Origin of the sequence: Superficieibacter sp. BNK-5, from assembly GCF_047456055.1 — a bacterium.
Lineage (GTDB): Bacteria > Pseudomonadota > Gammaproteobacteria > Enterobacterales > Enterobacteriaceae > Superficieibacter.
This window is the reverse complement of record NZ_CP179893.1, coordinates 4,098,936-4,113,610: the sequence shown is the minus strand read 5'-3', so window position 1 is coordinate 4,113,610 and position 14,675 is coordinate 4,098,936. Positions and strand designations below refer to the sequence as shown.

The 14,675-nt window shown below is 51.0% G+C and carries 15 protein-coding genes, 1 pseudogene and 1 riboswitch; of the genes and pseudogenes, 9 read left to right on the top strand and 7 right to left on the bottom strand.

The features are described 5' to 3' along the window. Positions 1-5: 5 nt before the first annotated feature. The gene (gene prc / locus ACMGGS_RS19760) at positions 6-2,054 is read left to right on the top strand and encodes a carboxy terminal-processing peptidase (RefSeq protein ID WP_414164038.1); all 2,049 of its coding nucleotides are present in this window, start codon (positions 6-8) and stop codon (positions 2,052-2,054) included. Positions 2,055-2,408: 354 nt separating this feature from the next. Here the strand turns inward: prc and ACMGGS_RS19755 are convergent, their stop codons facing one another. Beyond that, complete coding sequence (locus tag ACMGGS_RS19755; protein ID WP_414164037.1) at positions 2,409-2,885, bottom strand: DUF2778 domain-containing protein; 477 nt, start codon at positions 2,883-2,885, stop codon at positions 2,409-2,411. Positions 2,886-3,464: 579 nt separating this feature from the next. On the opposite strand from ACMGGS_RS19755, the gene htpX reads away from it, so the two are divergent. Next, positions 3,465-4,346 carry a protease HtpX gene (gene htpX / locus ACMGGS_RS19750; protein WP_414164036.1) on the top strand — a complete coding sequence of 294 codons (882 nt, stop codon included), beginning with the start codon at positions 3,465-3,467 and terminating at the stop codon, positions 4,344-4,346. Positions 4,347-4,392: 46 nt separating this feature from the next. Here htpX and ACMGGS_RS19745 read toward each other — a convergent pair whose 3' ends face one another. Then, entirely contained in the window at positions 4,393-5,766 is a 1,374-nt protein-coding gene (locus ACMGGS_RS19745; protein ID WP_414164035.1) for an MFS transporter, read from the bottom strand. 177 nt (positions 5,767-5,943) lie between these two features. On the opposite strand from ACMGGS_RS19745, the gene kdgR reads away from it, so the two are divergent. After that, the gene (kdgR, locus tag ACMGGS_RS19740; RefSeq protein WP_414164034.1) at positions 5,944-6,735 is read left to right on the top strand and encodes a DNA-binding transcriptional regulator KdgR; all 792 of its coding nucleotides are present in this window, start codon (positions 5,944-5,946) and stop codon (positions 6,733-6,735) included. Positions 6,736-6,776: 41 nt separating this feature from the next. On the opposite strand, the gene ACMGGS_RS19735 is transcribed toward kdgR, so the two are convergent. Beyond that, positions 6,777-7,013 (bottom strand): YobH family protein, encoded by a 237-nt coding sequence (locus tag ACMGGS_RS19735; protein ID WP_414164033.1) that lies wholly within the window; start codon positions 7,011-7,013, stop codon positions 6,777-6,779. Positions 7,014-7,174: 161 nt separating this feature from the next. Between ACMGGS_RS19735 and mgrB the strand changes: the two genes are divergently transcribed. The 6 genes and pseudogenes from mgrB to rlmA all read left to right on the top strand — a co-directional run bounded on the left by mgrB (position 7,175) and on the right by rlmA (position 11,520). Beyond that, positions 7,175-7,318 (top strand): PhoP/PhoQ regulator MgrB, encoded by a 144-nt coding sequence (gene mgrB, locus ACMGGS_RS19730; protein WP_176918849.1) that lies wholly within the window; start codon positions 7,175-7,177, stop codon positions 7,316-7,318. A gap of 72 nt (positions 7,319-7,390) precedes the next feature. Further along, positions 7,391-7,678 (top strand): YebO family protein, encoded by a 288-nt coding sequence (locus ACMGGS_RS19725; RefSeq protein ID WP_414164032.1) that lies wholly within the window; start codon positions 7,391-7,393, stop codon positions 7,676-7,678. Between the two features lie 642 nt (positions 7,679-8,320). Further along, a pseudogene (locus ACMGGS_RS19720) lies at positions 8,321-8,442 on the top strand (DUF2627 domain-containing protein). A gap of 39 nt (positions 8,443-8,481) precedes the next feature. Next, positions 8,482-8,691 carry a transcription antiterminator/RNA stability regulator CspE gene (cspE, locus tag ACMGGS_RS19715; RefSeq protein WP_001062678.1) on the top strand — a complete coding sequence of 70 codons (210 nt, stop codon included), beginning with the start codon at positions 8,482-8,484 and terminating at the stop codon, positions 8,689-8,691. A 218-nt stretch (positions 8,692-8,909) separates the two neighbouring features. Continuing rightward, positions 8,910-10,655, top strand: coding sequence for a peptidoglycan glycosyltransferase FtsI (gene ftsI, locus ACMGGS_RS19710; protein ID WP_414164031.1), 1,746 nt, complete (start codon positions 8,910-8,912; stop codon positions 10,653-10,655). Positions 10,656-10,716: 61 nt separating this feature from the next. Beyond that, the gene (rlmA, locus tag ACMGGS_RS19705) at positions 10,717-11,520 is read left to right on the top strand and encodes a 23S rRNA (guanine(745)-N(1))-methyltransferase (protein ID WP_414164030.1); all 804 of its coding nucleotides are present in this window, start codon (positions 10,717-10,719) and stop codon (positions 11,518-11,520) included. Here the strand turns inward: rlmA and mntP are convergent. From mntP to manY, 4 genes are all read right to left on the bottom strand, one after another. Next, complete coding sequence (mntP, locus tag ACMGGS_RS19700; protein WP_414164029.1) at positions 11,508-12,071, bottom strand: manganese efflux pump MntP; 564 nt, start codon at positions 12,069-12,071, stop codon at positions 11,508-11,510. The genes rlmA and mntP overlap by 13 nt on opposite strands. A 1-nt stretch (position 12,072) precedes the next feature. After that, positions 12,073-12,251, bottom strand: a riboswitch (yybP-ykoY riboswitch). Positions 12,252-12,450: 199 nt separating this feature from the next. Continuing rightward, positions 12,451-12,906 (bottom strand): DUF986 family protein, encoded by a 456-nt coding sequence (locus ACMGGS_RS19695; protein WP_414164028.1) that lies wholly within the window; start codon positions 12,904-12,906, stop codon positions 12,451-12,453. Positions 12,907-12,958: 52 nt separating this feature from the next. Then, the gene (gene manZ / locus ACMGGS_RS19690) at positions 12,959-13,810 is read right to left on the bottom strand and encodes a PTS mannose transporter subunit IID (protein WP_176918843.1); all 852 of its coding nucleotides are present in this window, start codon (positions 13,808-13,810) and stop codon (positions 12,959-12,961) included. A 12-nt stretch (positions 13,811-13,822) separates the two neighbouring features. Further along, a complete protein-coding gene (manY, locus tag ACMGGS_RS19685; protein WP_414164027.1) occupies positions 13,823-14,623 on the bottom strand; it encodes a PTS mannose transporter subunit IIC in 801 nt (266 codons plus the stop codon). Positions 14,624-14,675 lie beyond the last annotated feature (52 nt).

Genomic DNA, 14,675 nt, shown 5'->3' with positions numbered 1-14,675 from the left:
CTGGCATGAACACATTTTTTAAGCTCACTGCAATCGCAGGCATGTTTTTAGCGGCAGGCCATGCTTTTGCGGTGGACGAGATCACCCGTGCCGATCAAATTCCGGTTCTTAAGGAAGAAGTTCAGCACTCCACGGTAAGTGAGCGCGTCACCTCGCGCTTTACGCGCTCGCATTATCGCCAGTTCGATCTGGATAAGGCTTTTTCCGCCAAAATCTTCGATCGCTATCTGAACCTGCTCGACTACAGCCATAACGTCCTGTTAGCCAGCGACGTAGAAAAGTTTGCCGATAAAAAAACGACCCTCGGCGACGAACTGCGTTCCGGTAAACTGGACGTTTTTTACGCGCTATACAATCTTGGGCAACAGCGACGTTTCGAACGTTATCAGTACGCATTAAAAGTGCTGGAACGTCCGATGGATTTTACCGGCAACGATACGTTTAACCTTGATCGTAGCAAGTCCCCATGGCCGAAAGATGAAGCCGAACTGAACGCCCTGTGGGATGGTAAAGTTAAGTATGACGAGCTGAGCCTGAAGCTGACCGGCAAGACGGATAAAGAGATCCGCGAGACGCTGAACCGTCGCTATAAATTCGCGATCCGTCGTCTGGCGCAATCCAATAGCGAAGATGTTTTCTCACTGGCGATGACCGCGTTTGCCCATGAGATTGATCCGCACACTAACTATTTGTCACCGCGTAATACCGAACAGTTCAATACCGAAATGAGCTTGTCGCTCGAAGGGATTGGCGCGGTATTGCAGATGGATGATGATTACACCGTGATCAATTCGATGGTCGCGGGTGGCCCGGCGGCGAAGAGTAAAGCTATTGCTGTCGGCGATCGCATTGTCGGTGTGGGACAGGTCGGACAGAGCATGGTCGATGTTATCGGCTGGCGTCTGGATGACGTGGTGGCGCTGATCAAAGGGCCAAAGGGCAGCAAGGTTCGCCTCGAAGTATTGCCTGCCGGTAAAGGGACCAAAACGCGCATTGTCACCCTGACTCGTGAACGCATTCGTCTCGAAGACCGCGCGGTCAAGATGTCGGTGAAAAACGTCGGTAAAGAGAAAGTCGGCGTGCTGGATATTCCGGGCTTCTATGTCGGCCTGACGGATGACGTCAAGGTTCAACTGCAGAAGCTGGAAAAACAGAACGTCAGCAGTGTGATCATCGATCTGCGTACTAACGGCGGCGGGGCGTTGACCGAGGCGGTATCGCTCTCCGGTCTGTTTATTCCATCCGGCCCGGTGGTGCAGGTGCGTGACAACAACGGTAAGGTGCGTGAAGACAGTGACACCGACGGCGTGGTCTATTACAAAGGTCCGCTGGTGGTAATGGTCGATCGCTTCAGCGCCTCGGCGTCTGAAATCTTTGCCGCCGCGATGCAGGACTATGGCCGGGCATTGATTGTTGGCGAGCCAACTTTTGGTAAAGGCACCGTTCAACAGTACCGCTCCCTGAACCGTATTTACGATCAGATGCTGCGTCCTGAATGGCCCGCGCTGGGTTCCGTGCAGTACACCATCCAGAAGTTCTACCGCGTGAACGGCGGCAGTACCCAACGTAAAGGTGTCACGCCGGATATTCTCATGCCGACCGGCACGGAAGAGACGGAAACCGGTGAGAAGTTTGAAGATAATGCGCTTCCGTGGGACAGCATTAACGCGGCCACCTTCGTGAAGTCAGGCGATCTCACGCCATTTGGTCCTGAATTGCTGAAAGATCACAATGCGCGTATCGCTGAGGATCACGAGTTCCAGTACATCATCAAAGACATCGCGCGTTTTAATGCGCTGAAGGATAAGCGGAACTCGGTTTCTCTGAACTACGCCCAGCGTGAAAAAGAGAATGCCGAAGATGATGCCACCCGTCTGGCGCGGATTAACGATCGCTTCAAACGCGAAGGTAAACCGCTGCTGAAGAAACTCGACGATCTGCCGAAGGATTATCAGGAGCCGGATCCGTATCTTGATGAGACGGTGCATATCGCGCTCGATCTCGCCCATCTGGAAAAAGAGCAGCCTGCGGCCCAACCCGCGAAAAGCAAATAACGATAAGCACCGAACAATTTACGTTCGGTGCTTTCTTTTTGCCATAGGGTAAGATATTTAAGATCCCCTTTCAAATTATCAGGAACGTTGCTTTGTCCTCACCTCTGGCTTCATTTTTTTAGTGATTTTAATTTTTACTGTTAACCAAACGACGATACAGTTCAAAAAATAACAGAAAGCAAAACTACCATATCCATAAATCTCATTCCAGTTTTCTTCTGGAATAAAGCGGATCTTTTCGGTAAACCAATTAAAGAGAAATAACTCCGGAGAGAACATGTATAGCAAAAAAAGTAATATTAAAAAAGTTATAAAGCTGTAGGTCCAGAATAAAACAAAATGAAAGGGTTTCATTTAATACACCTGTATGGTACCAAAAGCGGTAAATGAACTGATCCGCATTGTTGTCGTGGATAACAGAGCTCTATAAAGTGTCATATAGTCATCAACGTTGGGCAAGGTAATGCAGCCATTGCTGATACCTCTCCAGCCTGCCGGATGAAGCCTGAAGTTTCCTCGCTCGGTATTTTTGTAGAATGTAATATCATCAATTTTATTGTCATCTCTGTAGAGCGCGAACCATACCGTATGATCTGAACCCGATGCCATAGATTTTGCAAACGTTTTAAGCCGGGAGCCAAATGGCCCAGGTTCGCGTGAAACAATATAGTAGCGTCCTGGTGGCAACGGACCAACGTTTTTAATACTTGCAGCATCCGGATTGTTTCTGTTTGGACCAGCGTTTCCTGAATAAGCCAAAAAAAATCCTAATCCGGGGCAGCTTAATGTGGACATTTTTCCACCATTAAGGCGAAATGTGCAACTTATCAATTGGTATTCCTCTAAATTAAAGATATCATGATAATGGACTCTTTCCTGAATAACCGCTATAGAAACTAAAGAACTATTAATGAATTATTGTGTATCTATAATGTTCAATGTAGTTAGGCAGAATGTGTTATTTAAAATACATATATTACCCAAATATATGTATTCCCATCTTTATATGTGCATGCCTAATTAATAAAAAATTTAACTCAACAATCAAAAATGCTGCAAGACGGACAACGTCATACCGCAGAATGATGCCTGGCGGCGCTGCGCTTGCACAGGCCTGGAGATTGCGAATAGAGCGTTAACATTGGTGACTTTCGTAGGCCGAGGAAGGCATAGCTGTTACCCAGCAAAACAGCATCCAGAATAGCAAAACCAGGTTCGTCACCAATCTAAGGCACAAGAAATTGTGCCTGTTTTTTTACATATCTTGCCTGACGTAAGAAATCCCCTTCAAAGTGTAAAGTTGCGTGATTCTCGTGACTTAGCGTTGTGCTTTGCTTGAAAATAGCCGTAATACCCATACGATATGGGTATCGCATAGTGCGTTTTGTTAAACTGAGGTTAAAAAATATTATGATGCGAATCGCGCTTTTCCTGATGACCAACCTGGCAGTGATGGTTGTGTTTGGGCTGGTGCTAAGCCTGACGGGAATTCAGTCGAGCAGTATGACCGGCCTGTTAATCATGGCGCTGCTGTTTGGTTTTGGTGGTTCGATCGTTTCGCTGCTGATGTCGAAATGGATGGCCCTCAAATCCGTCGGGGGTGAAGTCATTGAGCAGCCACGCAACGAAACTGAGCGCTGGCTGATGAAGACCGTTTCAAGTCAGGCAAACCAGGCCGGTATCGCTATGCCGCAGGTAGCGGTCTACCATGCGCCGGATATTAACGCCTTTGCCACCGGTGCGCGTCGTGACGCCTCGCTGGTGGCGGTCAGTACCGGATTGTTGCAGAACATGAGCCGCGACGAAGCGGAAGCCGTCATCGCCCATGAAATCAGCCACATTGCTAACGGTGATATGGTGACGATGACCCTGATTCAGGGGGTAGTGAATACCTTCGTGATCTTTATCTCCCGTATCCTCGCCCAGATTGCAGCCGGTTTCCTCGGTGGCAACCGCGATGAAGGCGAAGGGAACAACGGCAATCCGCTGATCTACTTCGCAGTGGCAATGGTGCTGGAATTGTTGTTCGGTATTCTCGCCAGCCTGATCACGATGTGGTTCTCGCGCCACCGTGAGTTTCATGCTGATGCCGGATCGGCGCGTCTGGTGGGACGTGAAAAAATGATTGCTGCCTTGCAGCGGCTGAAAACCAGCTATGAGCCGCAGGAAGCGAGCAGCATGATGGCGTTCTGTATCAACGGCAAATCCAAATCGTTGAGCGAATTGTTTATGACGCACCCGCCCCTGGATAAACGAATTGAAGCGCTGCGTAACGGCGAATATCTGAAGTAATTTTTCCAATGGTAAAGCCTGGCCGTAACAACACGGCCAGGCTTTTTTATGCCTGCGCCCGTGGCTGGGTAATGCGTAAACCGCTGACGATGGCAGCCACCGTTGCCAGGGTTCCGGCCAGCAGCAGCGAAGTATGCGTACCAGCGTTGCCGGACAAATTAAACATTAACGCAACCAGCGCGGCACCGATGCTCTGTCCCAGCAGGCGTGCCGTACCTAACATTCCGCTGGCACCACCGCTGCGCTGACGCGGGGCGGCAGAGACAATGGTGTGGTTGTTAGGCGACTGGAACAGGCCAAAACCGGCACCGCACAGGATCATCGGCCAGATGATATTCCAGTCAGAGGGTGAGGAAGGCAATAGTGCCAGACCAAACAACCCGCAGGCCATCACGATCAGACCCAGCGCCCCGAGCAAACCCGCGTGGACTTTTTCAATGAGATAGCCAGCCAGCGGCGCCATTACCATCGTTGCCAGCGGCCACGGCGTCAGCAGCAGCCCGGTTTCCACTTCGCTGCGGCCCAAAATGGATTGCAGGAAAAAAGGCAGAGAAACCAGGGCCAGCATTTGCGCGCAGAACGAGCAAATAGAGGTGCAAATGGACAAGGAAAAAATCGGAATGCGCAGCAGATCGATTGGCAGCAGTGGCACCGGCAGATGAAGCTGTCGACGGACAAAGAAAAAGCCCGCGACCAGCATCACCGCGACCTCAACCATGATCAGTTCTTTCGACTGCCCCTGTGCAAAGCCGCTCAGGGCAGCGATCAACAAGCCAAACGTCAGGGCGTTCATCACCGCGCTCGGTAAGTCAAAACGCGGGGTGCTGCTACGTGCGCTATTGGGTGGCAAAAAACGCAGGGCCAGCAGCAGGGAAATCACGCCGAGCGGGACATTGATTAAAAATAACCACTTCCAGGACGCGACGGAGAGAATACCTGCGGCGATGGTCGGGCTGGCGGCTGACGATACGGCGACCACAAAAGAGTTAATCCCCATACCGCGCCCCAACTGATGCGGAGGGTAAATAAGGCGGATCAGGGCGGTATTAACACTCATCAACGCCGCGCCGCCAAAACCCTGCGCAACACGGGCCAGCGTCAACGTTAACAGCGAGTCAGACAGCGCACACGCCAGTGACGAAAAGGTGAAAATTACCAGCCCGATTTTATAAATACGCCGGTAGCCGAACATATCGCCAAGAAATGCCAGTGATAATAGCGAGACAACAATCGCAATTTGATAGGCATTGACTATCCAGATAGAGGCGGCGGGTGACGCATTGAGATCGCCTGCGATGGTGGGCAGCGCCACGTTGGCGATGGCACCATCCAGCACGGCCATGGCGATGCCGAGAATAATGGTGACAATTGCCCCGTAGCGTTGAGCAACGGGCAGACCCTCAGAAAAGGTTTTATCCATAGTGTAAAACGATAAGGTGAGAAAATTATTATTCAGGACATAATTTTAGCACTGATAATTCAACGTTAGTTCGCAGAATTGTAAGGAAGTAGCCGAACAACCGTTGCGGCCAGTGGTGCACGAATTTATAATAAAAACTCGTTCTGATTTTTATAAAACAAACCCCAGAGGTGATAAATGGCACTCGCAGATTTGGACAAGCAGCCAGATTCTGTCTCTTCAGTATTGAAGGTTTTTGGCATCCTGCAGGCGCTTGGTGAAGAGCGTGAAATTGGCATTACCGAGCTGTCGCAGCGCGTCATGATGTCGAAAAGCACCGTTTATCGCTTTTTACAAACCATGAAATCACTGGGATATGTCGCTCAGGAAGGGGAGTCCGAGAAATACTCGCTGACCCTAAAACTTTTCGAACTGGGCGCACGCGCGCTGCAAAACGTCGATTTAATTCGCAGTGCGGATATCCAGATGCGCGAACTGTCGCGTCTGACGAAAGAGACCATTCATCTTGGCGCGCTGGATGAGGACAGTATTGTCTACATTCATAAAATCGACTCCATGTACAACCTGCGTATGTATTCACGCATTGGCCGTCGCAACCCGCTCTACAGCACCGCGATAGGCAAAGTGCTGCTGGCGTGGCGCGATCGTGATGAAGTCGTGCAGATCCTGGAAGGTGTTGAGTATAAACGCAGCACCGAACGCACGATCACCAGCACGGAAGCGTTGCTGCCGATGCTCGACCAGGTGAGAGAGCAGGGCTTTGGTGAAGATAACGAAGAGCAGGAAGAAGGGCTGCGCTGCATTGGGGTACCGGTCTTCGACCGTTTTGGCGTGGTGATTGCCGGTTTGAGTATCTCGTTTCCGACGCTGCGTTTCTCTGAAGAACGTCTGCACGAGTATGTGGCCATGCTGCACATGGCGGCACGGAAGATTTCAGAACAAATGGGCTACAACGCCTATCCATTCTGATGCCCGTCACGCCGCCAGTGGCGGCGTGACGCAGGTGAAAATTACTGCGCTATTACCGTCTCACTTTTACGTAGCAGCGGACAATGCGTCATCCCGATAATGCCGCTATCCGAGTGAACGTACTGGGCGGTGCTGGTGCCGCGGGCGGTTAAATACTGACACTGCAGACCCATCCCCGCCGCGTTAACGTTGCTGCCAATTAACACGCCGTAACCGCTGAGCAGTAAACCAATCCACACCAGCGCCAGTAACAGGATAATGCGTATGATAAGCCGCATGAGGACTCCTTTTGTACTTTTCTCGTTGACGCCAGCTTACCGGTCTGGTTTCCTGGTGCAAGACGATAATTCTTTAAAGAAGGTGATACACATGCAGTTAACGCCCTGTTTAAGATATGCATGTTAACCTGGTCGCCTGGAGTGATGATCTGGAGTCAGGAGTGAAAAAATTTAGGTGGGTGCTGCTGGTAGGGGCAATCGTTCTCGGTTTGCTCATCTGGACCCAGTTGCTCAATATTCTGTGCGATCAGGACGTACAGTTTTTCAGCGGCATTTGTGCGGTAAACAAATTCATTCCCTGGTAAGCATTTTTTTCATCAGTGATTTCCTTCCCCGCCGCGAGTGGTAAGATAGCGTGTTTCCTTTGAGGTGGTGAAATGAATGATTTAATGAGTACCGGGGCGCTTAATCTGGCCTCACTGGTGGTTTCTCTGGTCATACTTGCTGTCGGTCTGGTGCTGTGGTTTTTTGTTAACCGGGCAAGTTCTCGTACCAGCGAGCAAATAGAGCTGCTGGAAGCACTACTCGATCAGCAAAAACGGCAGAATGCGTTGCTACGCCGTCTTTGTGAAGCTAACGAACCTGAAAAGCCTGAAGCCGTTGCGCAGCCTGAAAAGCCTGAAGCGGCAGAGGAGGATTTCATTCGTCTGGTCGCAGAGCGATAAGCCGCACTCTCCGGCAGCGATGCGTTATCGTTGCCGGTCCCCCTGCACGCTATCGGTGCAAATAGCCTGTCTCTGCTGCGGATAAACCTGCCAATTAAAACGACATTATAATCCCTGCTCTGCCGGGGCTGTATAAACCTAAAATCCTGGTGCCATTATCTCTTTAAGAAAGAGCTTATCTTCATCGAAACGTTTTTATTGCCTTCCAATGATGCAATACTTTCCGCGCTTCATTATTTTGGTGCACACTATAAATGTATTTAATTAACATTACGCATTGATTAAATTTTCGCTATTGTGGCTAACAAGTATGCCAGCGCTATTTGCTGTCTATGACTTTTTACGCATAACTATGCACAAAATCATCTAAGTTGCTGATAAACGTTGTAAGAGGCAATGGCGGCCTTTACCGTTGGAATTTAGTGTACTACCGTGCAAAACCCCGCTCCGCCTTCTTCGGCGTGCCGCCAGAAGGAGAGGGTAGTACAACGCTGGCTACCCAAAAAAGCGCATAAAATGCGGGTTGGTGAAAAAAGAACTAATAAATATGTGCGATGGATCGATACCCGTTTAAAAATGGCTTGCCATAATTTACGTTGTATGTGATAACACCTTCAGGTTAAACGAGGTACAGTTCTGTTTATGTGTGGCATTTTCAGTAAAGAAGTCCTGAGTAAACACCTTGCGTTGAATACCGCTTCTCTGCCGAACCTTTTATTAGTGCCTCATGCAGTAATGTAATGTCTCAGGTTTATCCATGTTAGAGCCTCCGGGCGAAGAAAACTCTCTAAGGAATTTTGCAAATGGCGAAGATCAAAGGTCAAGTTAAGTGGTTCAACGAATCTAAAGGTTTTGGTTTCATTACGCCTGCTGACGGCAGCAAAGACGTGTTTGTACACTTCTCTGCCATCCAGGGTAACGGCTTCAAAACTCTGGCTGAAGGCCAGAACGTTGAGTTCGAAATTCAGGACGGTCAGAAAGGCCCGGCTGCTGTAAACGTAACCGCAATCTGAATTTAAAACCACTGATCTTGTCGCGCGCAGGCGCATCACTATCAGCTTTAAAGCCTCGCCAGCGCGGGGCTTTTTTACGACATTTTTTCAAAGTGTTACAGTACGCCTCTCCTCGTCGTGGTTTGTTGCAAAACGACATCATAATTCTCACCGCTGACCCAGCGTACAAGGTATTCTCCTGCCCGATCATAGCCTTGTAATGAACGAATGGAGTCAGCGTGCAGAATAAAAGCATTAATTCGGGTAATCATTTCACTGCACTGCGTTTTGGCCTGGTGTGCGTTGCGATTTTAGGCTGTCTGACCGTTCTGCTGGTGCGTGTCGGCTGGTTGCAAATCGTAGAGCCGGATAAACTGGTTCAGCAAGAAGATATGCGTTCGCTGCGTGAAATTCCGTCAGCGGCACCGCGCGGAATGATTGAAGATCGTAATGGAAGGCCGCTGGCCGTCAGCGTCCCGGTCAGTGCCATCTGGGCCGATCCCTTTACGCTACTGCAAAAAGGCGGTCCGGGAACGGATGCACGCTGGCAGGCGCTGGCAAACCTGTTACACATGCCCTTAGATACGCTTGCACAGCGTATCAATGAACATCCGCGCTCGCGTTTCCTTTACCTGGCACGTCAGGTCGATCCGCAGCAGGCAAAATGGGTTGGCAAACTGAATCTGCCGGGCATTAATCTGCGCGATGAATCCCGACGCTTTTATCCTGCGGGTCACGTGGCGGCGAATCTGATTGGGTTTACCAACATTGATGGTCAGGGCATTGAAGGTGTGGAAAAAAGCTTTAACGCTCAGCTAACGGGCAAGGCGGGCGCACGGCTGGTGCGCCGCGATCGTCACGGGCAGGTGATTGAAAATCTTACCGACGTCACGCCGGTGCCGGCTCACAATATTCAGCTCAGCATTGATGAACGTCTGCAAACGGTGACAGAGGATGCGCTTGATAATGCCGTCCGGTGGAATAAGGCGCAGTCGGGGGCGGCGGTATTAATTAAGATTGATACCGGGGAGATCCTCTCAATGGCGAGCTACCCGGACTTTAATCCGAATAACCGGGAAAATGCGACGCTGGATGATTTTCGCAACCGGGCGATTAGCGATACCTTTGAGCCTGGCTCGACGGTAAAACCGCTGGTGATCATGACCGCACTTCAGCAGGGAATTGTGCAACCCGACAGCGTGGTAGATACCCATCCTTATACCCTGGACGGTCATCGCATTCGTGACGTGGGCTACTACCCGGAACTGACATTGACCGGTATTTTGCAAAAATCGAGTGATACCGGCGTTTCCCGGCTTTCGCTGGCCATGCCCGTACAGCATCTGCTGGATACGTATAAGGGCTTTGGCTTTGGTGAACCGACAGGGCTTGGCCTGACAGGGGAAAGCAGCGGGCTGCTGCCACAGCGTCGATACTGGGGTTTACTCGACCGGGCGACCTTTTCATTTGGTTACGGCCTGATGGTGACGCCGCTACAACTGGCGCATGTTTATGCGACCATTGGCAGTTTCGGTCTTGAGAAGCCGTTATCGATCACCCGTATCGATCCGCCGGTAATCGGCAAGCGGGTGATGCCGGAAGCAATTGTCCATCAGGTTGAGCACATGATGGAAAGCGTGGCGCTGCCTGGTGGAGGCGGGATCAAAGCGGCGGTGCGTGACTATCGCGTGGCGGTGAAGACCGGGACGGCGAAAAAAATTGGTGATGACGGCAAGTACGTTGATAAATACGTCGCGTACACGGCGGGCGTTGCGCCTGCCAGCCACCCTCGCTATGCGCTGGTGGTAGTGATTAACGATCCACAAAATGGCAAATATTATGGCGGGGCCGTGTCCGCACCCGTTTTCAGTCAGATTATGGGTGATGTATTGCGTCTGGAAAACGTGATGCCGGATGGCATGCCTGCCGATTCAAAAAATCTTCTGGTGATGCATACCTCGCCAGCGGAGACTCCCACACTGTAATGATTTCCTCACGGGGCGATAAGCGTTACACTTTCGCCCTTCAATTTTTCCCGGAGTCGTTATGTCCTACAGTTGCCCGCTTTGCCATGCCCCCCTGACCCGGCATGAAAACAGCTATCTTTGCCCGCAGCGGCATCAGTTTGACCGGGCAAAAGAGGGATACGTTAACCTGCTGCCGGTACAGCATAAACGTTCACGCGATCCGGGTGACAGTGCGGATATGATGCAGGCGCGCCGCACCTTCCTGGATGCCGGGCACTACCAGCCGCTACGCGATGCGCTGGTGGAAAAGCTGCGCGTACTGGAACCGGCAGCGCTGCTGGATATCGGTTGTGGCGAAGGCTATTACACCCATGCGTTTGCCAATATTGCCGGCGAAACGTGGGGGCTGGACGTGGCAAAAGCGGCGATCCGTCCGGCGGCAAAACGCTATCCGCAGGTGAATTTTTGCGTCGCATCCAGCCAGCGACTGCCGTTTACCGCGCAGAGTATGGATGTCATTATTCGTATTTATGCGCCATGTAATCCGCAGGAGCTGGCGCGGGTGGTTAAGCCGGGCGGCTGGGTGATAACGGTAACGCCGGGACCGCGACATCTTATGGAATTAAAGGGGCTGATTTACGATCAGGTCCATCTGCATGAACTGTCGAATGAGCAGCTTGCCGGGTTTGTGCTGCGTCAGCATGACACGCTGGGTTATGACATGACGCTCAATGGCGCTGAAGCGGTGGCACTGCTGCAAATGACACCTTTCGCGTGGCGGGCAAAGCCGCAGGTGTGGGAAACGTTAAAGGCGCAGTCGGCGTTTCGCTGCCAGACGGATTTCAGCATCCATTGCTGGCAGCGGGAGAGTTACCCGGCGTAATGGCTCCAGAGGATCTGGATGCCGATACCAATCAGCACAATACCTCCGAGAATTTCAGCCCGTTTGCCCAGTAGCGGGCCAATAAAGCGACCGATCATCATACCGGTAGTGGACATAACCAGCGTTGCACAGCCAATCGCCAGCGCGGTAGCGATAATGTTGACCTGCAGGAACGCCAAACCTACGCCGATGGCCATCGCATCCAGACTGGTGGCAATGGCGGTGGTCACCAGCAGCCAGAAACCGTGACGGTGCGGCGGGGCTTCCTCTTCCTCATTCCCGCGAAAGCCTTCAAATACCATACGGCAGCCTAAAAACAGCAGCAGGAAAAAGGCGATCCAGTGATTCCACTCCAGCACAAACTGGGTCGCCAGCATACCCAGCGCCCAGCCAATCAGCGGCGTCAGCGTTTCAACGGCACCAAAGATAAGGCCAGTTCGCAGAGCTTCAGAAAATTTAGGTTTATGGAGGGTGGCACCTTTTCCGATAGAGGCAGCGAAAGCATCCATCGACATGCCGAGGGCAAGAAGAACGGTAGCGGATAAATTCATAAAAGCGTCCTGACCGGGATCCATTAAACACACCACCACCCCCAGCAAACAGCGGTTGATGCGCCTATGGTCTCGCCTGAACGCAGTGTTGCGAACCGTACGCGCCACGTTTTTCAACGAGTATGTTGACACGTACATTTCCGGGAATATGGAAATCGGCTACTCCCCAATGACGGGCGCAACCTTAACATATTTAATTAATATCAGACAATAACAAAGAATGATTATTTCGCTATCTAGTTGATAACGATTTTCATTTAGTTTTATGGGTAAATAAAACGTTAATAAATATAAGCGTATTACACAGGTAATATAGCCGTGGCTATATTCAGGAACATCAGCGTGAAGAAAATATAGCAGCGGCTATAAATATAACCTGTTAATTTGTAACGAGTAATTTATATATTTTTTCCAGATCGTCTATATTTCGTACCCTTACCAGCAGGCGGCGTTGCTCCAGCTGGATCACCAGCACACCATCCTCGGATAAATTCATCTCTTTAATGCGGTTATATTCTATCCATGCATTGGTAAAGAAAAAGCCCGCTTTTTTGAAAATGACTTTCGGCATGCGGATCCAGAACAGATACAGACCCATTAATGCCAGCGCACTTAATAACCATGTGGTTATAATTGCGCCATGTGCATTCACGTTGTTGTAGATAAGGATGACAATTAAACCGACAAAAATAATACCGTCGATGCGGCTACGGCGCAGCAGCGGCACGGCGAGGAGGGTGGGGCCGTTGCGGCGAGGCATGATGAACTGATCGTAGAGGGCAAATCCCAGCAGCAGGGCGATAAACACGACCAGCACGATATCGGTCAGGGTCATTTATTTTCCTCAAAAAAAAGCCGGGGCAGTGCCCCGGCTGCTTAATACTTAATTACAGACCCAGCAGGCCAACAGCATAACCGGCGATACCGATAACGAAGAAGCCAACGATGATCCACAGCGGATTGACTTTCTTACGCAGCAGCCACATACAGGCAAAGGTCAACAGCAGAGGCACCAGACCTGGCATCAGCTGATCAAGGATTGTCTGTACCGTGGTAACGTTCTCTTTACCAGTCTGGTCCGTGATCCGCGATACCACGAGCGGAATATTCACGTGTGTCCACTTGTTAACCAGTGCCCCCATAACAAACAGGCCGAGGATTGACGCCCCCTCAGTCAGTTTCTGCAGGAAGCCGCCGCCCATATCCTTAACGATATCGATACCTTTACGGTAGCCATAAGCTACGCCGTAATAACGGGTCGCTAAACGTACCACGTTAAACAGAATGAAGAACAGCAATGGCCCAAGCAGGCTACCGCTCATCGCGATACCCGCACCCAGCGCGGCAAACACCGGACGAACGGTACCCCAGAAGATCGGGTCGCCTACGCCTGCCAGCGGCCCCATCAGACCGACTTTGATACCGTTGATGGCACCATCGTCGATCTCTGCGCCATTAGCACGCTGCTCTTCCATCGCCAGCGTTACGCCCAGCACCGGAGCAGCAACGTAAGGATGGGTGTTAAAGAATTCCAGGTGACGTTTGATAGCCTGTTTACGTGCATCGTTGTTTTCCGGATACAGGCGTTTGATGGCCGGTACCATGGAGAAACAGAAGCCCAGCGCCTGCATACGTTCGAAGTTCCATGAACCCTGGAACAGGTTAGAACGAAGGAACACGCCACGAATATCACCCGGAGTCAGTTTTTTCTCGGTGGTAGTTTTAGTGATATCAACCATTTCGCTCACCTGTTAGTCCAGTTCATTATCAAGATCGTTTGCACCAGCCGCCTGAACCGGGGCTGCTGCGGAACGGTTGTATTTCGGGCTGAGCTGGATGTACAGCACTGCCATCACCGCGCCGATAACACCAAGCGCAACCAGGTTAAAGTTGGTAAAGGCCGCAGTGACAAAGCCCAGATAGAAGAACGGCATCAGGTAGCCTGCGCGCATCATGTTGATGACCATCGCATAACCAACGACCACGATCATACCACCGGCGATGTTCAGACCGCTGGTGACCACTTCTGGAATGGCGTTCAGCATGTTCTGGACTTCACTGGTCCCGACAGAAACCGCTACGATAACCGCCGGGATGGCGATACGCATCGCCTGCAGGAACAGGGAAGAAACGTGGATCCAGGAGAGTGCCGTCAGGTTGCCGTTTTCCGCCGCCTTATCTGCAGCGTGCTGGAATGCAACGGTGATGGTACGAACGATAATAGTCAGAACCTGGCCTGCCGCCGCCAGCGGGATGGCCAGCGCGATACCCGCACCGATACCCTGATGACCAGCAATAACCAGAATGGTCGAAATGATAGACGCCAGCGCCGCATCAGGTGCAACCGCAGCACCGATGTTCATCCAGCCCAGGGCGATCATTTCCAGCGTACCACCGATAATAATACCGGTTTTCATATCACCAAGAACGATACCGACGAGAGTACAGGCGACCAGCGGACGGTGGAACTGAAACTCATCGAGTATCGACTCCATACCCGCGATACACGCTACGATAAACACCAGCACAATCTGAAGAAGGGTAATCTCCATTGTACTTCTCCTATAAACGTAAGACTAAAATATGAAAATTGAATGATAACCA

Coding starts and splice junctions, on each gene's coding strand:
- prc (WP_414164038.1), top strand. CDS start 6: ATGAACACATTTTTTAAGCTCACTGCAATCGCAGGCATGTTTTTAGCG.
- htpX (WP_414164036.1), top strand. CDS start 3,465: ATGATGCGAATCGCGCTTTTCCTGATGACCAACCTGGCAGTGATGGTT.
- ACMGGS_RS19745 (WP_414164035.1), bottom strand. CDS start 5,766: ATGGATAAAACCTTTTCTGAGGGTCTGCCCGTTGCTCAACGCTACGGG.
- kdgR (WP_414164034.1), top strand. CDS start 5,944: ATGGCACTCGCAGATTTGGACAAGCAGCCAGATTCTGTCTCTTCAGTA.
- ACMGGS_RS19735 (WP_414164033.1), bottom strand. CDS start 7,013: ATGCGGCTTATCATACGCATTATCCTGTTACTGGCGCTGGTGTGGATT.
- ACMGGS_RS19725 (WP_414164032.1), top strand. CDS start 7,391: ATGAATGATTTAATGAGTACCGGGGCGCTTAATCTGGCCTCACTGGTG.
- cspE (WP_001062678.1), top strand. CDS start 8,482: ATGGCGAAGATCAAAGGTCAAGTTAAGTGGTTCAACGAATCTAAAGGT.
- rlmA (WP_414164030.1), top strand. CDS start 10,717: ATGTCCTACAGTTGCCCGCTTTGCCATGCCCCCCTGACCCGGCATGAA.
- mntP (WP_414164029.1), bottom strand. CDS start 12,071: ATGAATTTATCCGCTACCGTTCTTCTTGCCCTCGGCATGTCGATGGAT.
- ACMGGS_RS19695 (WP_414164028.1), bottom strand. CDS start 12,906: ATGACCCTGACCGATATCGTGCTGGTCGTGTTTATCGCCCTGCTGCTG.
- manZ (WP_176918843.1), bottom strand. CDS start 13,810: ATGGTTGATATCACTAAAACTACCACCGAGAAAAAACTGACTCCGGGT.
- manY (WP_414164027.1), bottom strand. CDS start 14,623: ATGGAGATTACCCTTCTTCAGATTGTGCTGGTGTTTATCGTAGCGTGT.